The organism is Corynebacterium sp. 335C (genome assembly GCF_053525695.1).
Genome location: NZ_JASTTB010000002.1, coordinates 75,385 through 99,963 on the forward strand (window position 1 = coordinate 75,385; position 24,579 = coordinate 99,963).

Annotated in this window: 20 protein-coding genes, 1 tRNA gene and 1 pseudogene; 13 read left to right on the forward strand and 9 right to left on the reverse strand. The window is 74.3% G+C overall.

Annotation, left to right across the window (positions count from 1 at the left end):
* Nucleotides 1–342: 342 nt before the first annotated feature.
* From mscL to QQS41_RS07370, 3 genes and pseudogenes are all read right to left on the reverse strand, one after another.
* A pseudogene (gene mscL / locus QQS41_RS07360) lies at nt 343–732 on the reverse strand (large conductance mechanosensitive channel protein MscL); the annotation flags it as partial.
* A gap of 52 nt (nt 733–784) precedes the next feature.
* Nucleotides 785–1,456: an SAF domain-containing protein gene (locus QQS41_RS07365; RefSeq protein ID WP_448852071.1), complete on the reverse strand. Its 672-nt coding sequence runs from the start codon at nt 1,454–1,456 to the stop codon at nt 785–787.
* Between the two features lie 266 nt (nt 1,457–1,722).
* Nucleotides 1,723–2,400: a 5-formyltetrahydrofolate cyclo-ligase gene (locus tag QQS41_RS07370; protein WP_448852072.1), complete on the reverse strand. Its 678-nt coding sequence runs from the start codon at nt 2,398–2,400 to the stop codon at nt 1,723–1,725.
* Between the two features lie 62 nt (nt 2,401–2,462).
* On the opposite strand from QQS41_RS07370, the gene QQS41_RS07375 reads away from it, so the two are divergent.
* The 5 genes from QQS41_RS07375 (at nt 2,463) to QQS41_RS07395 (ending at nt 7,161) form a co-directional block, all read left to right on the forward strand.
* Nucleotides 2,463–3,437, forward strand: coding sequence for a UTP--glucose-1-phosphate uridylyltransferase (locus tag QQS41_RS07375; RefSeq protein ID WP_448852073.1), 975 nt, complete (start codon nt 2,463–2,465; stop codon nt 3,435–3,437).
* Nucleotides 3,438–3,501: 64 nt separating this feature from the next.
* A complete protein-coding gene (glp, locus tag QQS41_RS07380; RefSeq protein WP_448852074.1) occupies nt 3,502–4,770 on the forward strand; it encodes a molybdotransferase-like divisome protein Glp in 1,269 nt (422 codons plus the stop codon).
* Between the two features lie 8 nt (nt 4,771–4,778).
* Nucleotides 4,779–5,435 (forward strand): GNAT family N-acetyltransferase, encoded by a 657-nt coding sequence (locus tag QQS41_RS07385; protein ID WP_448852075.1) that lies wholly within the window; start codon nt 4,779–4,781, stop codon nt 5,433–5,435.
* A gap of 172 nt (nt 5,436–5,607) precedes the next feature.
* A complete protein-coding gene (sepX, locus tag QQS41_RS07390; RefSeq protein WP_448852076.1) occupies nt 5,608–6,981 on the forward strand; it encodes a divisome protein SepX/GlpR in 1,374 nt (457 codons plus the stop codon).
* Between the two features lie 104 nt (nt 6,982–7,085).
* A tRNA-Ala gene (locus tag QQS41_RS07395) sits at nt 7,086–7,161 on the forward strand.
* 97 nt (nt 7,162–7,258) lie between these two features.
* On the opposite strand, the gene QQS41_RS07400 is transcribed toward QQS41_RS07395, so the two are convergent.
* A complete protein-coding gene (locus QQS41_RS07400) occupies nt 7,259–8,353 on the reverse strand; it encodes a GNAT family N-acetyltransferase (RefSeq protein ID WP_448852077.1) in 1,095 nt (364 codons plus the stop codon).
* 59 nt (nt 8,354–8,412) lie between these two features.
* On the opposite strand from QQS41_RS07400, the gene QQS41_RS07405 reads away from it, so the two are divergent.
* The gene (locus QQS41_RS07405; protein WP_448852078.1) at nt 8,413–9,009 is read left to right on the forward strand and encodes a TetR/AcrR family transcriptional regulator; all 597 of its coding nucleotides are present in this window, start codon (nt 8,413–8,415) and stop codon (nt 9,007–9,009) included.
* 82 nt (nt 9,010–9,091) lie between these two features.
* Here the strand turns inward: QQS41_RS07405 and QQS41_RS07410 are convergent, their stop codons facing one another.
* Nucleotides 9,092–10,171, reverse strand: coding sequence for a VanZ family protein (locus tag QQS41_RS07410; protein ID WP_448852079.1), 1,080 nt, complete (start codon nt 10,169–10,171; stop codon nt 9,092–9,094).
* A 164-nt stretch (nt 10,172–10,335) separates the two neighbouring features.
* Between QQS41_RS07410 and QQS41_RS07415 the strand changes: the two genes are divergently transcribed.
* Both QQS41_RS07415 and QQS41_RS07420 read left to right on the forward strand, forming a co-directional pair.
* On the forward strand, nt 10,336–10,740 hold the full coding sequence (locus tag QQS41_RS07415) for a DoxX family protein (RefSeq protein WP_448852080.1): 405 nt from the start codon (nt 10,336–10,338) through the stop codon (nt 10,738–10,740).
* 36 nt (nt 10,741–10,776) lie between these two features.
* A complete protein-coding gene (locus QQS41_RS07420; protein ID WP_448852081.1) occupies nt 10,777–11,580 on the forward strand; it encodes a zf-HC2 domain-containing protein in 804 nt (267 codons plus the stop codon).
* 60 nt (nt 11,581–11,640) lie between these two features.
* Here the strand turns inward: QQS41_RS07420 and QQS41_RS07425 are convergent, their stop codons facing one another.
* Complete coding sequence (locus QQS41_RS07425) at nt 11,641–13,302, reverse strand: dolichyl-phosphate-mannose--protein mannosyltransferase (protein WP_448852082.1); 1,662 nt, start codon at nt 13,300–13,302, stop codon at nt 11,641–11,643.
* 68 nt (nt 13,303–13,370) lie between these two features.
* Here QQS41_RS07425 and rsmI point away from each other — a divergent pair, with 68 nt between their 5' ends.
* From rsmI to QQS41_RS07445, 4 genes are all read left to right on the forward strand, one after another.
* Entirely contained in the window at nt 13,371–14,237 is an 867-nt protein-coding gene (gene rsmI, locus QQS41_RS07430) for a 16S rRNA (cytidine(1402)-2'-O)-methyltransferase (protein ID WP_448852083.1), read from the forward strand.
* A 411-nt stretch (nt 14,238–14,648) separates the two neighbouring features.
* Nucleotides 14,649–16,313: a BCCT family transporter gene (locus tag QQS41_RS07435; protein ID WP_448852538.1), complete on the forward strand. Its 1,665-nt coding sequence runs from the start codon at nt 14,649–14,651 to the stop codon at nt 16,311–16,313.
* A 21-nt stretch (nt 16,314–16,334) separates the two neighbouring features.
* Nucleotides 16,335–18,281, forward strand: coding sequence for a BCCT family transporter (locus QQS41_RS07440; RefSeq protein ID WP_448852084.1), 1,947 nt, complete (start codon nt 16,335–16,337; stop codon nt 18,279–18,281).
* 89 nt (nt 18,282–18,370) lie between these two features.
* Nucleotides 18,371–20,056 (forward strand): BCCT family transporter, encoded by a 1,686-nt coding sequence (locus QQS41_RS07445; RefSeq protein ID WP_448852085.1) that lies wholly within the window; start codon nt 18,371–18,373, stop codon nt 20,054–20,056.
* 308 nt (nt 20,057–20,364) lie between these two features.
* Here QQS41_RS07445 and QQS41_RS07450 read toward each other — a convergent pair whose 3' ends face one another.
* The gene (locus QQS41_RS07450) at nt 20,365–21,636 is read right to left on the reverse strand and encodes a chorismate-binding protein (protein WP_448852086.1); all 1,272 of its coding nucleotides are present in this window, start codon (nt 21,634–21,636) and stop codon (nt 20,365–20,367) included.
* Between the two features lie 54 nt (nt 21,637–21,690).
* Between QQS41_RS07450 and metG the strand changes: the two genes are divergently transcribed.
* Complete coding sequence (metG, locus tag QQS41_RS07455; protein ID WP_448852087.1) at nt 21,691–23,529, forward strand: methionine--tRNA ligase; 1,839 nt, start codon at nt 21,691–21,693, stop codon at nt 23,527–23,529.
* Nucleotides 23,530–23,569: 40 nt separating this feature from the next.
* On the opposite strand, the gene QQS41_RS07460 is transcribed toward metG, so the two are convergent.
* Together QQS41_RS07460 and QQS41_RS07465 are read right to left on the reverse strand one after the other, a co-directional pair.
* A complete protein-coding gene (locus QQS41_RS07460; protein WP_448852088.1) occupies nt 23,570–23,833 on the reverse strand; it encodes a hypothetical protein in 264 nt (87 codons plus the stop codon).
* A gap of 70 nt (nt 23,834–23,903) precedes the next feature.
* Nucleotides 23,904–24,518, reverse strand: a complete 615-nt coding sequence (locus QQS41_RS07465) for a TetR/AcrR family transcriptional regulator (RefSeq protein WP_448852089.1) — start codon at nt 24,516–24,518, stop codon at nt 23,904–23,906.
* Between the last annotated feature and the right edge of the window lie 61 nt (nt 24,519–24,579).

The following is a 24,579-nucleotide window of genomic DNA, read 5'->3' on the forward strand; positions in this document are numbered from 1 at the left end:
GTGGGCGGCCCCCTGACCCGGGCATGACGACGGCCCCGCGCATCCGATTGGGTGCGCGGGGCCGTCGTCGTGGTGCGGGAGGCCGCGGCGCTGCGGTGCCCCGGAGCGGCCGCGGGGTTACCGCAGCTTCTTCGCCAGGCCGCCGAGCGGGCCCGGCAGCTTGCCGGCGACCGTGTCGGCGACGCGGGAGCGCAGGCCGGCCTCGTCCTTGTCCGCCTCGGAGCCGGCCTCCGCGTCCGCGTCGGCGTCCGCCGCGTCGGCCTCGCGGACGGCGAGGGCCGCGGCGCGGGCGGCCTCCACCACGTCGTCGTCCGAGCCGCGGGCGGCGGCGTCGCGGGCGGCCTGGGCCTTCAGCAGGTCGCGGATCTCGGTGAGCAGCTCGCCCTCGGTCGGGCCCTGCTCCTCCTTCTTGTCCTTGCGGATGCGCTCGCGGAGGGCGGAGTACTTCGCCATCGGCGCGACGATGACGAAGTACAGCACCGCCGCGACGATGAGGAAGTTGATGACGGCGGTGATGACGGCGCCGAAGTCCAGGAACGTGTTCGCGTTGTCCCGCAGGATGCGGAAGCCCAGGCCGTCGGCGTTGACGCCGCCGATGGAGGCGATGAGCGGGTTGATGAGGTTCTTCGTGAACGCCGTGATGATCGCGGTGAACGCGGAACCGACGACGACGCCGACCGCCAGGTCGACGACGTTGCCGCGGGTGATGAAGTCCCGGAAGCCCTTGAGCATGTGGGTGGATCCTTTCGCGCCCGGCCCCGGCGGGGCGGGCGACTGGGTCGCGTCAGTGGTTCTGCCGTGCCCCCTCGCCGCCGTGACCTGCGAGGACCAGCGTGAGGGGACTGTCCAGGCTAACGGCCGCGACCCGCGCGGCCGAATCGGCGGGCAGCGCGAGCAGCACGACCCCGTCCTCCGCCGCCGTCAGCACCCGGGCGCCGGCGGCGATGGTCGACGGCGCCGCATCGGCCGCGCCACCTGGGGCGATGACCTCGACGACATCGCCGATGGACAGCACCGCCGTCAGCCCCGCGTCCTGCGGCGCCACGGCGACGACGCGCGCGCCCGGCCCGCCGGCGAGCTTCTCCGCCAGCTCCGGGCCGACCAGCCGCGCCGCCGTCACGGGCTCGCCGGCGCCGATGGGCCCGGCGGCGGTGGCTCCCTGGACCTCGGCGGCGGTGGCGCGGGCGCCGTCCGGCACCAGGTCCGCCGGCATCCGCGCCACCCGCACGTCCGCGTCCGCCAGCACCGCCCCCGCGGCCACGGGCCGGGCGGCGACGACCACGGGCCGCGTGCCGTCGCCGGCGCCCAGCACGTCGGCGGCCAGCAGCAGAACGGCCAGCCCCGCGAGCCCCGCCGCCAGCGCCCGCCGGGCCAGCAGGCCGCCGCGGGCCCCGCGCAGCCTGCGCGCCCACGCCGGGCCTGGGGCCGATCCCCGCGCCGTTCCCCGATCCGTCATCGCGCCCCGTGCCCCGCGTCCGCCGCGGTCCCGCGTGGCCGCGCGCCGACTCGTCCCGTGCATGCCGTCGATCCCCTCCGCCGTGGCGCGCCCCCGCCGCGCGCCGTCGCCCCATTGGACGCGCGGGCGGCGCGGGCGGTTCCACCGGATTCGCGCGGCGCCCTGGCGGCGGCGCGACCGCGGCGGGGCCGCCTGACGGTGAAGGTGCGGCGAGATGCGGAGGGGAGGGGCGGAGAACAAGGAACCCGGAGGCGGGCCGAAGCGCCTCAGCCCCCGATCGGCTCCACGCCGTCGCAGGTGATGAGCGCCCCGACGGGCCGGTCGTGGGCATCCGCCGGGACCTCGTCGACGACCTCGCCCGGGTGCAGCAGCACCGCCGTCGGCGCGTCCGGGCGCGCGAACTCCAGGGACCGGTCGTAGTAGCCGGCCCCGCGGCCCATCCTCATCCCGCGCCGGTCGGCGGCCACGCCCGGCAGCACGATCGCGTCGGCCAGGCCCAGCGCCTCCGGGCCCAGCACCTCGCCGTCCGGCTCCGGCAGGCCGAAGCGGCCCGGCCGCAGGCTCCCCGTGAACCAGCCCCAGCGCAGCGCCGCCGGCGGACCCGGCGGGCACACCGGCAGCAGCAGCCGCACCCGCGGCTCCGCGCCGGGGGCGCCGCCCCCGCCCGCGGCATCGTCCAGGGCGCCCAGCAGCGCGGCCGGCAGGTCCGCGGCCGCGCCGGGCTCGGACCCCGCCGGGACGTGGGCGGCGACGACGATCGGGGCGTCGTCACGCGACGACGCGGAACCCCGCGCGGCGGCGACCCCGCGCACCCACCCCGCCGCATGCCGCATCAGGCGCGCATCGCGCGCCGCGACGTCCCCCGCGCCCGGCCGCGCGGCCAGCAGCCGCGCCCGCAGATCGGATTTCCGCTGGACCACGTCGTTTCCCCGGGAAATGGTCATGCCCGTGACACTACCCCCGGCGCTTCCGGCCCGGCGCCCGCGGCCCGGGTAGGGTGGCGCGCATGACCGCAGACGCCCCGAGCACGCACGACCCCCGGCCCGCGCGGACCGTCATCGTCCCCGCCGCCGGAATGGGCACCCGCTTCCTGCCGGCCACCAAGACGGTGCCGAAGGAGCTCCTGCCGGTCGTGGACACCCCCGGCATCGAGATGATCGCCGAGGAGGCGGCCGCCGCGGGCGCCGAGCGCCTCGCCGTCGTCACCGCCCCCAGCAAGGACGGCGTCCTCGGCCACTTCGACGACCGCCCCGACCTGGAGGAGACCCTCCGGGAGCGCGGCAAGGACGCCATCGCCGCGAAGGTCCACCGCGCCACCGAGGTCATCGACGTCGAATCCGTCGTCCAGGACAAGCCGCTCGGCCTCGGCCACGCCGTGCTCGTCGCCGAGGAGCTCCTCGACGACGACGAGGACTGCGTCGCCGTGCTCCTGCCCGACGACCTGGTGCTGCCGCTCGGCGTCCTCGACCGCATGCAGCAGGTCCGCGACCGCTTCGGCGGCTCCGTCCTCTGCGCCCTCGAGCTGCCGCGCGACGAGGTCTCCAACTACGGCGTCTTCGACATCGACCCGTCCGACGCCCCCGAGGACGGCTGGTCCGACGTCCGCCGCATCTGCGGCATGGTCGAGAAGCCGGAGCCGGAGGATGCTCCGTCGAACTTCGCCGCCGTCGGCCGTTACCTGCTCGACCGCGCCATCTTCGACGCCCTGCGCCGCATCCCCCGCGGCAAGGGCGGCGAGTACCAGCTGACCGACGCCATCGAGCTGCTCATCTCCGAGGGGCACCCCGTCCACATCGTCGTCCACGACGGCTTCCGCCACGACCTGGGCAACCCGGGCGGCTTCATCCGCGCCTGCGTCGACTTCGGCCTGCGCCACCCCGACTACGGCCGGGGCCTGCGCCGCTACATCGAGCAGCGCATCACCGAGGAGGACACGCCGCTGCCGCCGTTCTCCGGCGATCAGGGGGCCCCGGCGAAGTAACCTCGACCCGAGGAATGCACGCAGGTCCGGCCCCGCGGGGCCGGCGATGAAGGAGGTCGGGCGCATGCGGTCCGTCGAGGAGCAGCTGGCCGGCATCACCGCCAACGCGGTGATGCCCGATCCGGTGCGCGTGGCGATCTCCGAGTCGCTGGGCCTGCTGTGCGCCGAGGAGGTCGTCGCCGACCGCGCCCTGCCCGGGTTCACCCAGGCCGCCATCGACGGCTACGCCGTCCGCGCCGTCGACGTCAACGGCGACGCCGTCGGCTCCGCCGACCGCGCCGACCGCCCAGCCGACTTCGCCCCCGTGACCCTGCCCGTCGACGGCGAGGTCCCCGCCGGCTCCCGCCACCCGCTGCGCCTGCAGCCGCTGCACGCCGTCCGCGTCCACACCGGCGCGCCGCTGCCGTCGCTCGCCGACGCCGTCGTGCCCCTGGACTGGACCGACCGCGGCACCCGCAAGGTCACCGTCGACAGGCCCGTGCGCACCGGCGACTTCGTCCGCCGCGAGGGCGATGACGTGCAGCCCGGCGACGTCGCCGTGTCCTCCGGCTCCGTCATTTCGCCCGCCCAGGTGGGCCTGCTCGCCGCCGTCGGCCGCTCCAAGGTGCTCGTGCACCCGCGGCCGCGCATGGCCGTCATCTCCATCGGCCCGGAGCTGGTGGACATCGACCGCGAGCCCGGCCCCGGCCAGGTCTACGACGTCAACTCCCACGCCCTGGCCGCCGCCGGCCGCGACGCCGGCGCAGAGGTCCACCGCGTCGGCATCGCCGACGGGGAGCCGCGCCGCATCCGCGACATCATCGAAGGCCAGCTGCTGCGCTCGGAGCTGCTGGTCATCACCGGCGCCGTCGGCGGCGACGCCGGCCGCGACGTCCGCCGCGTCCTGGCGGACATGGGCGAGCTGGACGTCACCCGCGTCGCCATGCACCCCGGCTCCGTGCAAGGCTTCGGCGTCCTCGGCGACGACCGGGTGCCGGTGTTCCTGCTGCCGGGCAACCCGCTGGCCGCCCTGGTGGCGTTCGAGGTGATGGTCCGCCCGCTGGTGCGCATCGCGCTCGGCCGCCGCAACCCGCGCCGCCGCGTCGTCCGCGCCCGCCTGGTCGCCCCGCTGGAGTCCATCGCCGGCCGCCGCGGCTACGTCCGCGGCCAGCTCATGCGCGACCGCGACACCGGCGGCTACCTGGTGCAGCCGCTCGGCGGCCCGACGGGCGCGGAAGCGCATCTGCTGGCGGGCCTGGCGGAGGCGAACTGCCTCGTCGTCATCCCCGACGACGTGGAGCGGCTGCGCGCCGGCGAGGACGTCGACGTGCTGTTCCTGTCCCGCCAGGCGTAGGGGCGCCGGTGCGGACGGAGCGCATCGAGGTCGGCGCCGGCGCCGTCAGGCTGCGCCCGCTGGCCCGCGGCGACCGCGACGCGTGGCGCCGCCTGCGCCTGCGCGACGAGGCGATCCTGCGCCCGGTGGAGCCGACGATGCCGGACCCGTGGGCGCGGTCCCACACCCGCGCGGACTTCCGCCGGCAGCTGCGCGGCGCCCGCCGGGGGCTTCGCGACGGGACCTCCTTCATCGGGGTCATCGAGGTCGACGGCCGCTTCGCGGGGCAGCTCACGCTCGTCGACGTCCGCCCGTTCCCGCTGCTGACCTGCGCCGCCGGGTACTGGGTGGACTCGGAGCTGGTGGGCCGGGGCGTCGCGACGGCGGCGCTGGCCCTCGGCGTCGACCATGCCGCGGCCCTCGGGCTCCACCGCGTCACCGCGACCGTCCTGCCGGAGAACACGGCGTCGCGGCGCGTGCTGGCGCACTGCGGCTTCGCGGAGGAGGGCGTGATGGCCGGGGCGATGCACATGGACGGGCGCTGGCGCGACCACATCCTCGCCGCCCGCCTGGTGGGGGAAGACCACCCGTCGGCGGTCGACGACCTGATCGTCGCCGGCCGGGCGCGGCGGCTGGAGGAGGACCCGGACGCGCCCGACGACTCGTGCGTCTACGGGGAGGCGTGAGCGGCGGGCCACGCGGCGCCGCGTGAGCGCGCGGCGGCGCGGCGGCGCGTGAGCGGGCGGGGCCGGTCAGCCCGGGTTTCCGGCGTTTTCCCGGCGTGGCGGCGCCCGCGGGCGGCGCGGCGCGTTTAGGCTCCGAAACGGTACGCCGTACGTCCGTTCAGGAGGATCCCGCATGTCGAGTTCGCTGCTTCTCGTGCTCATCATCGTGGTGTGGGTGTTCGTGCTCGCTCCGCTGGTGGTGAACAAGCGGGAGCCGATCCGCCGCACCTCGGAGGGGCTGGGCAAGACGCGCCTGCTGCACCGCGGCGGCGACGAGCTGTCCGCGAGCCGCCGCCCGCGCTTCACCGGCGACGACGTGCGCCGCCGCGACGACGCCGACGACGATCTGCTGGAGACCGTCGACGCGGAGCCGGACGGCATCGACGGCCTGCTCATCGACGACGCCCCGGAGCGCGACGCCCGCGCCGCCGACCGCGCGGATGCGCCGGTCGACGGCGACGTCGTCGAGGGCGACGTCGTCTACGAGCTGGAGCCCGCGCACGCCGCGGACGCGGCCGACGAGGCGGACGTCGTGGACGAGGCCGATGCCGCGGACATCGCGGACGAGGCCGGCGCCGCCGATGCCGCCGATGAGCGTGACGACGCCGCCCGCCGCGGCGGCCGCGCCGACGCCGTGGCGCTGACGGCCGACGACCTGGGCGCCGCCGACGACGCCGACGAGGCGGACGCCGCGGACCTCGCGGATGCGGCGGACGGGGCCGATGCGGAGGCCGGCGAGGCCGGCGCCCGCCCGGCCGCCACCGCCATCGTCGCCCCGGCCGGGGACGCCGACCCGGTCTCCGCGGACGTGCGCTCCTCCGGCCCGGACGAGGGGCTCGACGCCCACGACGCCGCCGGCGACTTCCTGGTCGCCCGCGATCGCCGGACCGCCGCGGAGAAGATGGCCGACCGGGCCGCCGCCGCGGAGGCCGCGAAGGCCGTCGAGGAGCCCGCCGGGGCCGAGGCCGTCGAGGAGCCCGCCGCCGAGGCCGGCGACTCCGCCGACCGCGACCTGCACGTCGTCGCCGACGACGAGCTGACTCCGGACGACTACGCCTGGGCCGCCGCCCACCGCGGCCGCGGCGGCTTCGACCCGGTCGCCGCCGCCCGCTACGCGGAGACCCGCTTCGCGCGCCGCCGCCGCACGGTCTACGGCCTGCTGGCCGCCATCCTGGTCACCCTGGTGCTGGGCTTCGCGCTCGGCGGCTGGTGGTGGGCCGCCCCGGCCGTCGCCGTGGCCCTCACCGTGGCCTACCTGGTGACGCTGCGCCGCACCGTCGTCGCGGAGCAGGAGCTGCAGGCCCGCCGCATCGCCGGCCTGAAGCGCCGCCGCATGGGCGTCCGCAGCCTGGAGGCCGAGGAGCTGGGCATCCCGCAGCGCCTGCGCCGCCCGGGCGCCATCGTCGTCGAACTGGATGACGAGGACCCGGACTTCGCCGACGTCCCCGTGCTGGAGGACGACGGCTTCCACGACGACTGGGACGGCCGCCGCGCCTCCGGCCTGTAGCCGCGACACCCTCTTTCCGCGCCCCACCTGCCGTTTTGGCAAGTGCGGCGCGCGTTGTTAGGATGGTCGACGTTGCCGACGCGGACAGGTTCCGCGGAACGCACGGGGCTATAGCGCAGTTGGTAGCGCGTCTCGTTCGCATCGAGAAGGTCAGGGGTTCGATTCCCCTTAGCTCCACCACCGGGAACCCCGGGCCGCATGGCCCGGGGTTCCGTCGTGCACGGGGGAGGGGACCGTCGTCACGCAACGGGGCGGGCGACCGGGGGAGCGGTCGAGGTCATGCCTCCCGCGACCGCGGGGCCGCGTCCTCGGAGGCGAGCCGCGCGAAGACGAGGGTGTCGGTCCATTCGCCCTTGCTGAACCAGTCCCGGACGTGGTGCGCCTCGAGCCGGAGCCCGACGCGGCGTGCGAGCGCCGCCGAGGCGGTGTTGCGGGCGTCCATCTGCGCGGTGACGCGGTGGAGCCCGTAGTGGCCGAACCCGAGGGCGAGCACCGCCCGGACCGCCTCGCTCGCGAATCCCCGCCCGCCGTGCCCCGGGTCGAGGACCCACCCGATCTCCGCCTGCCGATGCTCCCGATCGGTGAGCCACAGGGCGACGTCCCCGATCGGGGTCCCGTCATGTTCGATGACCACGGCGAGCGCGCCGCTCTCGCCGTCGAGGCAGGTCTTGGGCAGGCGCTCGGCCAGCTTGGTGCGGGCGACGTCCGCGGTCCACGGGTCGTCCAGCAGGTAGCGGGCGACGTCGGGCCGCGAGTAGAGCTCGTGGAGCCATCCGGCGTCGCCCTCCTCGTGCGGGCGGAGCCGCAGCCGCTCCGTCTCCAGCGGCCACCGGATGGCGGGTGCGAGGTCGAGACGGTGGTGGATCGGGTCCCCGGGGAGTCCCGCGGGGGCGGTCCCGGCGCGTCGGCCGACCTCGCGGAACCCCGCCGCCGTCAGGCAGCCACGCGCGGCCCGGTTCTCCGGGTGCGAACGTGCGGTCAGGGCGCGGAATCCGCCGGCGCGGGCGAAGCGCGCCGCCAGCTCCAGTCCCCGGCGGGCATGTCCGGCCCTCCGTTCGCCGGGGAGAATCCAGAACTCGATACCGGCGGTTCCGGAGCCGGCGTCGACGAGCGTGAGGGAGCCCACGAACCGGTCCGTCCCGGCGTCGGCGAGCGCGAGGACCGTTGCGGCATCCGGCGAGGGGTCCGGCGCCGCATCGTCGCGGATCATCGGGCGCATGTCCTCCGGGGTGAGGTCCGGCCTCGGCGGGAGGTGGAGGCGCTGCACGGACTCGTTGCGGGCGCCGGCGGCATAAGCCTCCTCGTCCCGGTCGGACGGGAGGCGCAGGCGGGTGTTCCCGGCGGTGAGCGGAAGGGAGGTGACGTCCAGCATGCCTGTAACCGTACAGCGTTCGGATAATTAACTAAAGGGTGTTTGGTTAGGTTGGTGGGGTGAGCTACTGGGAACACCGCAAACCCGTGCAGCGCCTCCGGGCGGTGGACGTCGGCGAGGTCGCGAGGGCGTCGGTGCGGCTGCTGGACGACGGCGGCCTGAGGGCGCTCACGCTGCGCTCCGTGGCGCAGCAGGTGGGCGTGGCCCCGGCCAGCCTGTACTCCCGCGTGGAGTCGGTCGACGACCTGTTCGACCTCGCCCTCGACACGGCGCTCGCCGACGATCCCGCGATGTCCGCGGCGGTCCGCGACGCCGACCTGCCCACGCTGATGACGGCCTTCTTCGAGCACCTCACGGCCCACCGCTGGGCAGGCCAGGTCATCGGCATGCGCGCCCCCAGGGGCCCCGCCTACCTGGCCCTCTCCGAGCGGATGTGCGTCCTGCTCGAGCAGGCGGGCGCCCCGGATCCGCTGGGGACCGCCTACCGGCTGTCCAACCTGGTGATCGGCGCCTCCCTGACCGCCCCCATGGCATCCGACGAGAGGAGCTCCGCCATCGACCCGGACGCGGCCCCCACCTACGCAAGGCTCCATGCGGGGCACCCCGTCGATCCGCGCGGGATCCTCGCCGAGGGCATCCGGGCGCTCCTGACCTAGGGGCGCGCTCCGCGCCGTCCGACCGCGTCGGGGGAGGGGGCGTCGTCACGCGGCGGACGCCGGGCACGCGCCGCGGCGGCCCCTACGCGCCGGCCCGGGCGTCGCGCATGCGGCAGCCGGCGACGACGCCCGTCAGTCCCTCGACGCGACCGAGGACGGACGCGGCGCAGACCGCCGCCCACGCCAAGCCGGCGAGCGCCCACGGCAGCCCCAGCGCGACGAGCGCGACGGCGACGCCCTGCCCCGCCAGGGCGCGCAGCACCAGCGCCGCCCGGCCCAGCGCACCGGGGCGGCCGGGCACGGGCCGCAGGTGCACCGCCCGCTGGCCGACGGAGCCGCCCGCGCCGATTGCGGCGGCGCCGACGATGAGCGCGAGGCACCCGGTGAGCGCGCCGAGCGCCGGCACCGGCACCCCGCGGACCGCGAGCGTCGCCCCGGTCCCGGTCCAGGGGAGCGTGACGACGGCGCCCGCCGCGGCCGCCAGGGCCAGCGCGCACGCGTCGACCGCCATGCCGGTCAGCCGCCGGGAGGCGGTGACGGGGCGCACGACGTCGCGGCGGGCCTCCATCTGCAGCAGGGTGCGGCGGGGCTTCGGCAGCGCCGCGGCGAGGAGCAGACCGATGGCGGCGCCGAGGACGTTGGTCATGAGGTCCGTGACGTCCGCGTGGCGGTACGGGCAGGGGGCGAGGCCCCAGTTGCCGGTCAGCTGCGTGACCTCGATGAGCAGCGACGTCGCCAGGGCCAGCAGCAGCACGCGGCGCCGTCGCCACTCCAGCAGGCGGCGTGTGAACAGGCCCAGCGGCACGAACAGGGCGACGTTCATCGCCGCCTCCTGCACCGGCCAGGCGCGCACCAGGGCGGCGGGGCCGGAGCGGTCGACGACGCGGGCGATGGTCCGCGGCAGCTCCGTCGGGTCGAGGTGGATGGCGGACTCGCCCGCCCGGGCCGCGCAGAACCCGGGCGTGAAGTCGGGGATCGGCAGGATCGTGAACGCCCCCAGCGCCGCGGCGTAGACGACCGCGGCGAGCGACCAGCCGAGGCGGGCGCCCTCCACGCCGCCGAAGCGGCGGTGGTGGCCGACCAGCAGCGGCAGCAGGAGCAGCGCGACCAGCGCCGGCCCGAGCACCAGGGACCACTGGAAGCGCTCCGCGATGACGTGCATGCGCCGTCCTCCTCATCCGGTCGTCGTCGGTGCCCGCGGCGGGTCGCGCGGGCCGGACCATGGTGCGCCATCGCGCCGCCGCCCGCGAATCGGCGCGCCGGGGCGGCGGACGTGACGCGCGGTACCTCCGGGCCGGCGGTGCGGCGGCGGGTAGCATGGCCGCCATGGATCGACCTGCCGTGCGCGACGGAGCGCTGCTCATCGTCCGGCTCATCCTGGGCGGGATCTTCATCGCCCACGGGTGGGACAAGGTGTTCGGGACCGGCGTCGCGAAGACGACCGGCTACTTCGTCGGCTGGGGGATCCCGCAGGCGGAGATGACGGTGTGGCTCGTCGCCCTCGTGGAGATGGTCGGCGGGGCGCTGCTGGTCCTCGGCCTGCTGGCGCCCATCGTCGCGGGCGTGCTGGTCGTCGCGATGCTCGGCGCGGCGTGGTTCGTGCACATGGGCAACGGCCTGTTCGTCGCCGACGGCGGCGCGGAGCTGGTGCTGGCGCTCATCGCGGGCCTGGTGGTCATCGTGACGTTCGGCGCCGGGCGGGCGAGCCTGGACCGGATGTTCACGCGATGACGGACGCCCCCGGACGGCGGGAAGGAGGGGCCGGGCATGGACTGCGGTGACGTCCGCGCGGCCCTGTCCGCGCGCCTGGACGGGGAGCCCTCCGGCGTCGACGACGACGTCGTCGACGCCCACCTCGACGCCTGCGCCGACTGCCGCGCGTGGTTCGATCGTGCGGTCGCGCTGAACCGGTCGCTGCTCATGGGCCCGGCGGACGCGGGGGAGCGTGACGACGTGACCTCCGCCGTGCGCGCCGCCGCCATGCGCGTGCCGGAGCACCCGGACCTGGAGGACCTGTCGGAGCGGATCCTGTCGACGGTGGAGCCCGAGCGGCGCCGCCGCGAGCGCTTCTGGACGGTGATGAGCGTCGGCGGCCGCGTCGTCCTCATCCTGCTGGGCCTGCTGTACGTGGGGTGGGGCGTCGGCCTGGTCGTCGCCGCAGGCGCCGCCGCCGACTCCGGGGCGCCGGGCGCCGCCGGGGGCGCCGGGGGCGCCGACGGCGCGGCGATGCGGGACTGGGCGGACGCGGCGCGGCTGGCCGCGGAGGCCGCCGCCATCCGCTTCGCCCTGGCCGTCGGCCTGTTCTGGGCGGCGTGGCGCCCGAAGGCCGCGATGGGCATGGCGCCGGTCTACGGCGCGGCGGCGATGTTCTCCGCCGGGTTCGGCGCGGCGTCGCTGGTGCTCGGCGGCGTCGACGCGGCGGGCGTCGCCAAGCTCGTGCTGCTGTTCGCCTCCGCGGCGGCGCTGGCGGCGGTGTGGCTGGGCGGCTACACGCCCCAGGCGCTGGCGCAGGCGTGGCGCGCGGCGTCCGGCCGGTCCGTGCGGGGCCTGCCGCGCGGCGGCTGGGACTGAGCCGCCGGTCGGCGTCCTGGGCCAGGCCTGCGGTGGCCCCGGCCGGGCGGGCGCGGCCCGTCAGGACCAGCTCGGCAGCCAGAACCGCAGGTTGAACGTCTCCTCCGGCAGCATCACGCCGGTCATGATCGGCAGCCAGAACGTGAACGCCGCGACGACGAGCGCCAGATGCGCCACGACGACGGCCATGCCGGCGCGCCGGCCCCGCCACGTCCACCGGCACAGGTCGGCGGCGATGATCGCCATGGCCATCAGCACGAACGGGATGAGCGCGGTGGCGTAGAAGAAGTACATCTGGCGGTCGTACGCGATGACCCACGGCACCCACGACGCCAGGAACCCCACCGCCGGCAGCGCGAAGCGGCGGTCGCGCCGGACCACCCACCGCCACAGCGCCCACAGCACCACCGGCACCAGCAACCACCAGATCGGCGGGGTGCCGAACAGCATCTGCCAGCCGCGGCAGTCGTGGCCGCCCATGCACGTGCCCTCCGAGGAGTAGTAGAGCATCGGCCGGCCCGACCACAGCCACTCCCACGGCTTCGACTCCCACGGGTGCTCGTGGCCCCCGGACGTCGTCAGCGACCCGTGGAACTCCAGCACGCCGCGCTGGTAGTGGATGAACCGCGCCACCGCGTCCGGCAGCATCCCCGTCACCGACGACGGCAGGCCGGTGTCCAGCTGGTCGGCGGGCAGGCGCCGGTAGACGCTGGTCTCCTGCGCGAACCAGGACCGCCACGCCAGGACGTGGACGATGAGCGGCACCAGCACGATGTCGCGCAGCGCCGGGGCGACGTCGAGCCGCAGGGCGCCGAGCATCGGCCGGCGCACGCCCGCGCGCCGCCGGTCCGCGACGTCGAGGAAGACGGTGAGCAGGCCGAACGCCGCGATGTAGTACAGGCCCGACCACTTCACGCCGAGCGCCAGGCCCAGCAGCACGCCGGCCGCCAGGCGCCACCAGCGCCACGACAGGTACGGCCCGTAGGTGGCGTCCCCGCGCACGGGGACCCCGTCGTCACGCACATCGGCGGCATCCGCGTCGGGCGCGTCATCGCCCCCTCCGGAGCGCACCCGCGCCCGCCAGCGCAGCAGCCGCTCCGCCATCCGGTCGCGGTCGACGAACAGCGCCCACGCCGCCGCGACGATGAAGAACGTCTGGATGATGTCCAGCATCCCGACGCGCGACGACACGAACAGCACCCCGTCGAACAGCCCGTACAGGCCGGCCAGGAGGGTCGCGAGGGGGACGCCGGCGATGCGGCGGACCACGTCCATCATCAGCAGGAGCGTGACGACGCCGAGGGCCGCCGACGTCACCCGCCACCCCAGCGGGGAGTACCCCAGCAGCCACTGGCCGAACGCCATCACGTCCTTCGCCACCGGCGGGTGGACCACCAGCCCGAAGCCGGGGTTGTCCTCGATGCCGCCGATGACGCGGCCGGACAGGGAGGAGTCCGTCGAGCGGAGGATCTGCCACGCCTGCGGCACGTAGTGCTTCTCGTCGAACACCGGGGTGCCGCCGTCGGTCGGATGCGACAGGCCGGTGAAGCGCGTCACCGCGCCCAGCAGACCGACGAGGACGAAGACGACGGTGTCGTACGCCGTCCACGGCACGGGCCGGCGCGGCGGGCGGGGCTCGCCGGGGGAGCCGCCGCCCCGCCGCCACGGGGCGCGCCGCGGGGGCTGCGCCGGGCGGACGGGGCGGGCCACGGCTCGGTTCACCCCGCCGATGGTACTGGTGGCGCGGCCACGGCGGCGGAGCGGCCGCCGCGGGGCGCTAGGCTGGCGGCATGCACGGCGAACGACGCGGCCCCGCACACCCGCTGGCCCCCGGGATCACCCTGGCGGCGACGCCCCTGGGCAACATGGGCGACGCCACCGACCGGCTGCGCGACGCGCTGGCCGACGCCGACGTCATCGCGGCGGAGGACACCCGGCGGGCCCGGTCGCTCGCCTCCGCGCTGGGGGTGGAGATCCGCGCCCGCGTCGTGTCGAACTTCGATCACAACGAGGACGGCCGCGCCGCCGACCTGGTGGAGGCGGCGAAGTCGGGGCGGAAGGTCCTCGTCGTCACGGACGCCGGCATGCCGGTGGTCTCCGACCCTGGCCTCGGCGTCGTCGCCGCCGCCCACGACGCCGGCGTGCCGGTGACCTGCCTGCCCGGCCCGTCCGCCGTGACGACGGCGCTGGCGCTGTCCGGCCTCGGCGTCGGCCGCTTCGCCTTCGACGGCTTCGCCCCGCGCAAGTCCGGCCCCCGCCGCCGGTGGCTGGAGTCCATCGCCGACGAGCGCCGCGCCGTCTGCTTCTTCGAGTCCCCGCACCGGCTGGCGCAGACGCTGGACGACGCGGTCGAGGTGCTCGGCGGCGACCGCCGGGCCGCCGTCGTCCGCGAGCTGACGAAGCTGCACGAGGAGGTCAAGCGCGGCACGCTCGCCGAGCTCGCCGCCTGGGCCGCCGACGGGGTGCGCGGCGAGATCACCGTCGTCCTCGACGCCGCCGAGCAGCGCGCCGCCGACCCCGCCGATCTGGTCGGCGAGGTCGAGGACCGCGTCGCCGAGGGGGAGCGGCTGAAGGATGCCTGCCGGGCGGTCGCCGCGGCCCACGGGCTCGGCGGGCACCGGGAGCTCTACCAGGCCGTGCTCGACGCGCGCGGGTAGCGGGGCCGGCTGACGCGGGGCCGCCGCCCGCCGGCGGCCGTCGTCCACGCCCGTTCGGGCGCACCGCATTCGCCGGATCCCGTCCGGTCGGGATGACACCGCCCCGCGCGATTCGGGGCCGTGCGGGCGCCGATCCGGTCGCATCCAGGGGTGAAACGAAAATCGTGACCGATTCGTGACCGTGTCGCCTATCCGCTCGGCCTGACCTGGTGGTATTCGCGCGACGCGCCTGGGCGAAAACTGAAGGAACGCTGAAAACCGCAGGTCCGCGGTTTGAATTCCCTTCACCTCTGGCGAAGATTGTCTCTTATGAGCAACAGAGGACACGAAGAGAAGAAGAAGGGGAGTGACGACGTCCGCACCACGGCCGCCGAGGCCGAGGCCGTGACGTCGCCCGTCGCCGTCGACGACATGCCGGCGCCTCCGGCGGAGGATTCGGAGGCGCCTCTGGACTGGAAGGTCGCGGCGCCGGCGGGCGTGCTGCTGCTGGCCGTGGTGCTGTGGGGTCTGCTGGCCCCGCAGAACTTCTCCGACTTCGCCGCCGCCGCGCTCGACGCGGTCGTCGGCAACGTCGGCTGGCTGTTCGTCTTCATGGGGACGGTGTTCGTCTTCTTCATCCTGGCGATCGCCATCTCGAAGTTCGGCCACATCCGGCTGGGCCAGGACCAGGAGGAGCCGGAGTTCTCCACCGCGTCCTGGATCGCCATGATGTTCGCCGCCGGCATGGGCATCGGCCTGATGTTCTACGGCGTCGCCGAGCCGCTGACGCACTACATCAACGGCGTGCCGGGCCGCTCCGAGAAGGAGGTCGGCACCGCGATGGCGACGACGATGTTCCACTGGGCGCTGCACCCGTGGGCCGTCTACGCCATCGTCGGCCTGGCCATCGCGTACGGCACGTTCCGCCTGGGCCGCAAGCAGCTCATCTCCGCGGCGTTCATCCCGCTCATCGGCGCGAAGGCCGCCGAGGGCTGGCCGGGCCGCATCATCGACATCCTCGCAATCTTCGCGACCGTGTTCGGCACGGCCGCCTCGCTGGGCCTCGGCGTGCTGCAGATCGCCGCGGGCCTGGACCACACCGGCCTGATGGCGAACCCGGGCACCTGGGTGCTCGTCGGCATCATCGTCATCCTGGGCGCGGCGTTCCTCGGCTCCGCGCTGTCGGGCGTGAGCAAGGGCATCCAGTACATCTCGAACTTCAACATGGTCGCCGCCCTGGTGCTGGCGCTGTTCGTGCTGCTGGTCGGCCCGACCATCGCGATGCTGAACCTCATCCCGACCTCGGCGGGCTCCTACCTGTCGCAGTTCTGGGAGATGGCCGCCCGCACGGCCGGCTCGGCCGACGGCACCGCCGGCGACTGGCTGTCCTCCTGGACTATCTTCTACTGGGCGTGGTGGATCTCCTGGTCCCCGTTCGTCGGCATGTTCATCGCCCGCATCTCCCGCGGCCGCACCATCCGCGAGTTCGTCTTCACCGTCGTGCTCGTCCCGGCGACCGTGTCCCTGGTCTGGTTCGCCATCTTCGGCGGCACCGCCATCGACCTGGAGCAGACGGGCCGCTCCATCTGGGGCGACGGCTCGGCGGAGAGCCAGCTGTTCGGCCTGTTCGACACGCTCCCGGCGAGCGGCATCGCGTCCTTCATCGCGATGATCCTGCTGGCGACGTTCTTCATCACCTCCGCGGACTCCGCGTCGACGGTGATGGGCACGATGAGCCAGTCCGGCCGCATCAACGCCTCCAAGCCGATCGTCGCGTTCTGGGGCGTCGCCACCGCCGCCATCGCCGTCGTGCTGCTCATCTCGGGCGGCTCGGAGGCCCTGAGCAACCTGCAGAACGTCACCATCATCGCGGCGTCGCCGTTCCTGCTCATCGTCATCGCGCTGATGTTCTCCATCGTCAAGGGCCTGTCGGATGACCCGATGTACCTGGACGAGAAGGAGCAGCGCCGCTTCGCCCTGAAGCTGGCCCGCGAGCGCCGCCTCGCCGAGGCGGAGAAGCGCCGCCAGCAGGGCCGCCGCCCGGAGCGCGGCCGCCGCAGGGCGGACGACGCCGCGACCGATGGCGCCGCGGGATGAGCGCGGGGGGAGCGCGACGACGTGACGCGTGACGACGTGCCCCGCGACGGCGCGGTGCGCGACGACGCGGCGCGTGACGACGTGACCCGCGACGGCCTGGCCGTCGCCGTCGGGGCCGACGGCTCCGACGGCGGCGATTCCGCCGCCCACGGCGCCACCGCCGGCGACCCCGCCGACGGCAACCTCGGCCAGGTGGACTACGACGGCGGCATCAACTGGGCGGTCGTCGCCCCGACGCTGGTGCTGTCGCTCGGCATCGTGGCGTGGGGTCGTGCGGCCCCGGAGAACTTCGGCGCCGCCGCGGCGAACGGCCTGGACTGGGTGGTGTCCAACCTGGGCTGGCTGTTCGCGCTCATCGCCACGCTCGTCGTGGTGTTCGTCGTGGCGCTGGGCTTCTCGAAGTACGGCGCCATCCGGCTGGGCCGCGACGACGAGCGCCCGGAGTTCCGGACGACGTCGTGGATCGCCATGATGTTCGCCGCCGGCATGGGCATCGGCCTGATGTTCTACGGCGCCTACGAGCCGCTGAACCACTATCTGACCCCGCCGCCGAACGCGACGGGCGAGGTGCCGGTGTCGACGGCGTTCGCGCACACGCTGCTGCACTGGACCATCCACCCGTGGTCGATGTACGCCGTGGTCGGCCTGGCCATCGCGTACGCCACGTTCCGCATGGGCCGGAAGCAGCTCATCTCCTCGGCGTTCATCCCGCTCATCGGCGTGCGCCGGGCGGAGGGCCCCGTCGGCAAGCTCATCGACGTGCTGGCGGTGTTCTCGACCATCTTCGGCACCGCGACCTCGCTGGCCGTCGGCGCGACGCAGGTCGGCGCGGGCCTGGACTTCGTGGGCTTCATCGGGGAGCCGACGACGACCACGTACGTCCTGGTCATCGTCATCCTCGGCGTCGCCTACCTGCTGTCCGCGATGTCGGGCGTCAGCCGCGGCATCCAGCTGCTGTCGAACGTCAACATGGTCTTCGCGGCGCTGCTGGCGGTGTTCGTGCTGTTCGCCGGCCCGACCATCGCGGTGCTGGATTCGCTGCCCATCGCCGTCGGCAGCTACTTCGACCAGTTCCTGGAGATGACCAGCCGCACCGCCGCCTCCGCCGACGGCACCGCCGGCGAGTGGCTGTCCACCTGGACCCTGTTCTGGTGGGCGTGGTGGATCTCCTGGTCCCCGTTCGTCGGCATGTTCCTGGCGCGCATCTCCCGCGGCCGCACCATCCGCGAGTACCTGCTGGGCGTCATCGCCGTCCCGTCGGGCGTCTCCACCATCTGGTTCTGCATCTTCGGCGGCACCGCCATCCACCTGGAGCAGGCCGGCGAGTCCATCTGGGGAGACGGCACCCCGGAGACGGTGCTGTTCCGGATGCTGGACACGATGCCGTGGGCGACCGTGTCGTCCATCATTGCGATGATCCTGCTGTGCGTCTTCTTCATCACCTCCGCCGACTCGGCGTCGACGGTGATGGCGACGATGTCGCAGAACGGCCGCGTCATCCCGACCCCGTGGCTGTCCGCCGTGTGGGGCGTCATGACCGCCGTCGTCGCCAACGTCATGCTGGTGTCCGGGGGGGCAGGACGCGCTGTCGAACCTGCAGAGCATCATCATCGTGGCGGGCACGCCGTTCCTGCTCATCGCGGCGCTGCTCATCGTGTCGCTGCTGAAGGGCTTCACCGACGACCCGGTGTACCTGGACGAGAAGGAGCGGAGGCGCTTCGCCCTCCAGCTCGCCCGGGAGCGGCGCATCGCCGAGCGCGGCGCGCGGAAGGCGTCCGCGGGCGACGCCGGCGCCGCGTCCACCGGGTAGGCGCCGCGCCGTCCCCGCGACGGCCCCCGCACGGGTTTCCCGTGCGGGGGCCGTCGCCGTCGTCACGCGCAACCCCCGCGCGACCGGCCACCCCGTACGGGCGCATCCGTGCGGGGCTGATTCCCGCTGCCGAGGTCGGGGAGGGGCACCCGGCATAGGCTGGGGAAAGGCCCGTTCACCTAACGCCGCGCCCCGCGCCGCGCCGGGCGGGCCGTCACCCGACCTCCACGGAAACGGAAGTGAACGCATGGCAACCCAGGACACGACCCGCCCCGACCGGACGGCCCCCGACCCCTGGGACGCCCCCGACGACGGCCCGGCGCGGATCAACCCGAAGGTCGCGGTGCCCGGCCTGGTCGTCATCCTCGGCATCGCCGCGTGGGCAATCTTCGGCGGCGAGTCCTTCTCGACGGCGGCGACGACCGCGTTCCAGTGGGTCGTCGACAACGTCGGCTGGTTCTTCATCATCATGGCGACGGTCTTCTTCGTCGCCATGGTCGCCATCGCCCTGAGCCGCTACGGCTCCATCAAGCTGGGCGGCGACGACGAGGAGCCGGAGTTCTCCACGCCGTCGTGGATCGCCATGATGTTCGCCGCCGGCATGGGCATCGGCCTGCTGTTCTACGGCGCCTACGAGCCGCTGTACCACTACCGCGAGGGCGTGCCCGGCCACGAGACCCACGAGTTCGGCACCGCCTTCGCGACGACCCTGCTGCACTGGGGCCCCATCGCGTGGGCGACGTACGCCGTCGTCGGCGTCGGCATCGCCTACGGCACCTTCCGCCTCGGCCGGCCGCAGCTCATCTCCGCCGCGTGCACCCCGCTCATCGGCGAGCGCCGCGCCCGCGGCTGGATCGGCGCCGTCATCGACGTGATGGCCATCGTCGTCACGGTCTTCTCCACCGCGATGTCGCTGGGCCTCGGCTCCGCGCAGATCTCCGCGGGCATGAACGCCGTCGGCTGGACGGAGACGTCGACCGTGCCGGTGATGCTGGGCATCATCGGCCTGCTGGCCATCGGCTACCTCGCGTCGGCGATGTCCGGCGTCGCCCGCGGCGTGCGCATCATGTCCAACGCGAACATGGCGATGGCCGCCGCGCTGGCCATCTTCATCCTCATCGCCGGCCCGACCGTCTACATCCTCAACACCGTCCCCACCGCCACCGGCGCCTACGTGGACCAGCTGTTCGAGATGCTGAGCCGCACCGCCAACTCCGACGACGGCACCGCCGGCGAGTGGATGGGCGCCTGGACCGTCTTCTACTGGGTGTGGTGGGTCGCCTGGACGCCGTTCGTCGGCATGTTCCTGGCGCGCATCTCCCGCGGCCGCACCATCCGCGAGTTCGTCATCGGCATCGTCGCCGTGCCGTCGCTGCTGACGCTGCTGTGGTTCTCCATCTTCGGCGGCGCCGCCATCTTCTACGAGCAGCGCGGCCAGTCCGTGTGGGGCGACGGCACCGCCGAGGCGATGCTGTTCGAGCTGCTCGACCGGCTGCCGTTCTCCGGCGTCGTGTCCGTCCTGACGATGGTCCTGCTGGCGACGTTCTTCATCACCACCGCCGACTCCGCCTCCACCGTCATGGGCACGATGAGCCAGTACGGCCGCGTCAACCCGACCCCGTGGGTCACCGGCGTGTGGGGCCTGATGACCACGCTCATCGCGTGCGTCATGCTCATCTCCGGCGGCACCGACGTGCTGGATTCCCTGCAGCCGATCATCATCGCGGCGTCGTCGCCGTTCCTCATCGTGGTGATCCTGCTGCTCGGCTCGCTCATCAAGGGCGTCATCGAGGACCCGAGCCAGCTCGACCGCCGCGAGGCCCGCAAGGCCTACCTGCGGCTCCTGCGCGAGCAGCGCAACCGCGCCCGCGACGGCGAGCCGGTGCCGGAGAAGCCGGCCGTCATCCCCGACGACGGCATCCCGGAGGCGTAGCGTGTTTTTTGCGTGACGACGGTGCCGACCCCGGCGCGGATCCTCCCGCGCGGGGGCCGTCGCTGCCTCCGGCGCCCGCGCTTCCGCTGCCGCCGACTGCCATCCGCGGGCCGGGCAGGGCACTCGTGCACAACTGGCCATTCTGCCGCCGCGGCTGGCGGCAAAAGCCCAAGTCGCGATCGGCCGCCACGGCGAAATGATGGCCACTTGTGCACGGGTGCCCCGCGGCTCCGTGGCGGGAGCTGGTGGAACGTCGGTCGGAGGGGAGGATCCTCGGCGGGAGGGGCCGGAGCCGGCCGCGTGCGGCGTCAGACGGGGCGGATCAGGGGAGCGGCCTTGGCCAGGACCTCCGCCCACTCGCCATCGGGCGTCGAATCGATGGTGATGCCGCCGCCGACGCCGGCCTCGACGACGCCGCGCGACGTCGAGTCCGGCGTGCCGTCCGGTGATCCGCTGGGCGCGTCGGCCGCCGGCGTGCCAACCGCGCCAACCGCGCCGGCTGCTCCGGGCGTCCCGTCCGCCTCGCCCGGTCCGCCCGGTCCGGCCGGGGTGGCGCGGAACTCCGCTGTCCGGATCGCGACGTTGAGCTCCATCCGATGGCCGTTCGAGGCGCCGATGGCCCCGCAGTGCACGCCGCGGTCGACCGGCTCCCACTCGTCGATGAGCTCCGCCGCCCGCTTCTTCGGCGTGCCCGTCACCGACGCCGGCGGGAAGCACGCCTCCACCAGCTCCCGGTTCGGCAGCCCCGCGGGCAGATCCGCCCGCACCGTCGAATGCAGGTGCCACACGCCCGGGGCGCGGCTCACCGACAGCAGGTCCGGCACCGTCACCCCGCCCGTGCACGCCACCTGGCCCAGATCGTGGCGCACCAGGTCGACGATCATGATGTTCTCCGCGACGTCCTTCCGGCTGGCCAGCAGCTCGGCCGGGTCGCGGTCGAGCGGGACTGTGCCCTTGATGGGCGTCTCCCGCACGACGTCGCCGTCGCGCACCAGGAACTCCTCGGGGCTCAGCGACGCGACGACGACATCGCCGCCGTCGGTGTCCCGGCCGACGAGGAACGCCGCCCGCGCCGGGCGGAACCGCTGCACCCGCGCCGCGAACCAGCGCGCCGCGACCTCCACGACGTCGCCGTCGAACGTGCCGGCGAACCGCGTCGACAGGCACGCCTGGTACACGTCGCCGCGGCGGATGGCCTCCAGGCACGACTCCACGCCGGCGCGGTGGGACGCCTCGTCGCCGCGGTCCCACGCGATGTCGGGGTCCGCGACGGCGGAACCCGCGGAGGGGCCCGCCGCGCGGCCGGGGGAGCCGGCGCCGGGGCGGGAGGCGTCGTCAAGCAACTCCACGTCGGCGACGTAACCGCCGACCGCGGCCCCCGCATACGGCCGCCACCCCAGGAACCAGCCGGCGCCCGGCGCATCCGGGAACAGCTCCCCGTCCGGCATGGCCCGCAGGTCCGTGTCGCGGGCCAGCAGCCCCGCCCCGCCGAACCAGTCGCCCAGCAGCGCCGCCGGCCGCAGGCCCCGCGCCGCCAGCTCCGGCAGCAGCGCCGCGGCGGCCATCACGTCCATGCCCATGGCAGGGGAGCCTAGCTGCACGGATGGCGCGGGCCATGGTTTACCCTGATGTGCATGTCACGCATCCTCACCGCCGTCGCCTGGCCGTACGCCAACGGACCCCGCCACATCGGCCACGTCGCCGGCTTCGGCGTCCCGTCCGACGTCTTCGCCCGCTACCAGCGAATGCGCGGCAACGAGGTGCTCATGGTCTCCGGCACCGACGAGCACGGCACCCCGCTGCTCGTCCAGGCGGAGAAGGAGGGCGTCGGCGTCCAGGAGCTCGCCGACCGCTACAACCGGCAGATCGTCGAGGACCTCGCGGGCCTCGGCCTGTCCTACGACCTGTTCACCCGCACCACCACCCGCAACCACTACGCGGTGGTGCAGGAGCTGTTCCGCGGCCTCCACGACAACGGCTACATGGTGAAGCAGACGACGATGGGCGCCATCAGCCCGTCCACCGGCCGCACCCTGCCCGACCGCTACATCGAGGGCACCTGCCCCATCTGCGGCGCGCCGGGCGCCCGCGGCGACCAGTGCGACAACTGCGGCAACCAGCTCGACCCGTCCGACCTCATCGACCCGGTGTCGAAGATCAACGGCGAGACCCCCGAGTTCGTCGAGACGGAGCACTTCCTCCTCGACCTGCCCGCCATTGCCGAGTCGCTGACGGAGTGGCTGAAGACCCGCGAGGACTGGCGCCCCAACGTCCTGAAGTTCTCCCTCAACATCCTGGAGGACATCCGCCCCCGCGCCATGACGCGCGACATCGACTGGGGCGTGCCGATCCCGCTCGACGGCTGGCAGGACAACAACGCCAAGAAGCTCTACGTGTGGTTCGACGCCGTCGTCGGCTACCTCTCCGCCTCCATCGAGTGGGCCCACCGCATCGGCGCCCCGGAGCGGTGGCGCGAGTGGTGGAACGCCGACGACGCCCTGTCCTACTACTTCATGGGCAAGGACAACATCACGTTCCACTCCCAGATCTGGCCCGCCGAGCTGCTCGGCTACAAGGGCCAGGGCTCCCGCGGCGGCGAGGCCGGCGAGTTCGGCGACCTCAACCTGCCCACCGAGGTCGTGTCCTCCGAGTACCTGACCATGTCGGGCTCGAAGTTCAGCTCCTCGAAGGGCGTGGTCATCTACGTCAAGGACTTCCTCAAGGAGTTCGGCGCCGACCCGCTGCGGTACTTCATCGCCATGGCCGGCCCGGAGAACCAGGACACCGACTTCACCTGGGACGAGTTCGTCCGCCGAGTCAACAACGAGCTGGCCAACGGCTGGGGCAACCTGGTCAACCGCACCGTCTCCATGGCCCACAAGAACTTCAAGGAGGTCCCGCAGCCGGGCGAGCTCGACGACGCCGACCGCACCCTGCTGGACCTGGCGGAGCGCACCTTCGACGAGGCCGGGGCGGCGCTGGGCGCCTCCCGCTTCCGCGCGGGCATCACCGCCGTCATGCACGTCGTCGGCGAGGCCAACGCCTACATCGCCGCGCAGGAGCCGTGGAAGCTGGCGAAGGACCCGGAGCAGCGCGAGCGCCTGGCGACCGTCCTGTGGACGGCGCTGCAGGTCGTGTCCGACTGCAACGTCATGCTGACGCCGTACCTGCCGTTCAGCGCGCAGAAGGTCCACGAGACCCTCGGCCGCGACGGCGAGTGGGCCGCCCAGCCGCGCATCGAGGAGGTCGCCGACGACATGCCGGTGAACCCCGTCGGCGCCGGGCTGCCCGCCGAGGGCCGCACCTACCCGATCATCACCGGCGAGTACTCCAACCAGCAGGCCCGCTGGGGCCGCGTCGAGATGGTGCCCGGCACGCCGCTGGCGAAGCCGAAGCCGCTGTTCGCGAAGCTCGACCCGGAGCTCGCGCAGACCGGCCCCGAGTGGGCGCCGGTGCAGCCGAAGGAGGCGTAGCCGCCGCGTCCGCGGTGTTCGCGTGACGACGGCCCCCGCCTCAGGCCTCGCCGATGCGGGACGCGGAGCCCCACGCCGCCTCCACGTGGCCGACGGCGAGCTCCAGGGCGGCGACGGCCGCCCGCAGCTCGTCGCGCACGTCGGCGACCGCCCCGGCGGGGGTGTGCACCGCGCTGTCGTCGACGGTCAGGCGCGCCGGGTCCCACGTTTCCGTCTCCGCGACGAGGAGGCGCAGCTGATCGGCGACGCCGTCGAGAACCCCGTGGGTCATGCCCACCTGCCCGTACAGTTCCTGCGGCCGCATGCCCGGGAAGGTACCAGCGCGGGGGAGCGGCCGCCCGTCGGCGCAGGTGGCGCGGGGCGCGGGTGGTCCGTCAGAGGCGGCCGAGCTCCCGCAGCGCCTCGTGGTGCAGGCCGTGTTCCAGTCCGGCGATGAAAAACTCCGTGAAGCGGCGCAGGCCCTCGCCGACGGTCCAGTCCTCGGCGGGGTAGACCCGGCTGGGCACGCCCGACTCCTCCGATTCCCGGTCCAGCATCCTGCGGGTGACGTCGATGCCGCGGGTGCCGCTGCCGTCGTCGGCGAGCATCGTCTCCGCCGTCAGCGCCGAGGCGATGGCGTAGCTGCCCAGCGTGCCGACCGCGAAGTCGATGTCCGCGTCGTCGCCCGGGAAGCCCGCGCCCGTCAGCGCCGCGGCCGTCGCCCGGATGTAGTCCTGCGCCGCCGAATGCGCGCCCGGCGTGCCCAGGATGGCGGCCGGCATGCCGGGATTGGCCAGCAGCTCGGCGAAGAACACGTTGCAGTAGTCGCGGATGATGTCCTGCCACGTCCCCGACGGGTCCGGGCGGCGCATCCCGTCCGCGATGTCCCGCAGCGCCATGAGCACCAGGTCATCGCGGCCGTCGGCGACGCGGTACAGCGACGCCGTGGACACCCCGAGATCGCGGGCGACCTCGCCGAGCGTGAACGTCGCGAGGTTGCGGCCCCGCACGGCGGCGACGGCGTCGTCCCGGCTGAAGCTGGGTTTCGGGCCGGTGCGCCTGCCGCGTCGG

Coding starts and splice junctions, on each gene's coding strand:
- glp (WP_448852074.1), top strand. CDS start 3,502: ATGCGGTCCGTCGAGGAGCAGCTGGCCGGCATCACCGCCAACGCGGTG.
- QQS41_RS07410 (WP_448852079.1), bottom strand. CDS start 10,171: ATGCACGTCATCGCGGAGCGCTTCCAGTGGTCCCTGGTGCTCGGGCCG.
- QQS41_RS07415 (WP_448852080.1), top strand. CDS start 10,336: ATGGATCGACCTGCCGTGCGCGACGGAGCGCTGCTCATCGTCCGGCTC.
- QQS41_RS07460 (WP_448852088.1), bottom strand. CDS start 23,833: ATGCGGCCGCAGGAACTGTACGGGCAGGTGGGCATGACCCACGGGGTT.
- QQS41_RS07420 (WP_448852081.1), top strand. CDS start 10,777: ATGGACTGCGGTGACGTCCGCGCGGCCCTGTCCGCGCGCCTGGACGGG.
- QQS41_RS07375 (WP_448852073.1), top strand. CDS start 2,463: ATGACCGCAGACGCCCCGAGCACGCACGACCCCCGGCCCGCGCGGACC.
- QQS41_RS07450 (WP_448852086.1), bottom strand. CDS start 21,636: ATGGGCATGGACGTGATGGCCGCCGCGGCGCTGCTGCCGGAGCTGGCG.
- QQS41_RS07435 (WP_448852538.1), top strand. CDS start 14,649: ATGCCGGCGCCTCCGGCGGAGGATTCGGAGGCGCCTCTGGACTGGAAG.
- sepX (WP_448852076.1), top strand. CDS start 5,608: ATGTCGAGTTCGCTGCTTCTCGTGCTCATCATCGTGGTGTGGGTGTTC.
- QQS41_RS07365 (WP_448852071.1), bottom strand. CDS start 1,456: ATGACGGATCGGGGAACGGCGCGGGGATCGGCCCCAGGCCCGGCGTGG.
- QQS41_RS07400 (WP_448852077.1), bottom strand. CDS start 8,353: ATGCTGGACGTCACCTCCCTTCCGCTCACCGCCGGGAACACCCGCCTG.
- metG (WP_448852087.1), top strand. CDS start 21,691: ATGTCACGCATCCTCACCGCCGTCGCCTGGCCGTACGCCAACGGACCC.
- QQS41_RS07370 (WP_448852072.1), bottom strand. CDS start 2,400: ATGACCATTTCCCGGGGAAACGACGTGGTCCAGCGGAAATCCGATCTG.
- rsmI (WP_448852083.1), top strand. CDS start 13,371: ATGCACGGCGAACGACGCGGCCCCGCACACCCGCTGGCCCCCGGGATC.
- QQS41_RS07445 (WP_448852085.1), top strand. CDS start 18,371: ATGGCAACCCAGGACACGACCCGCCCCGACCGGACGGCCCCCGACCCC.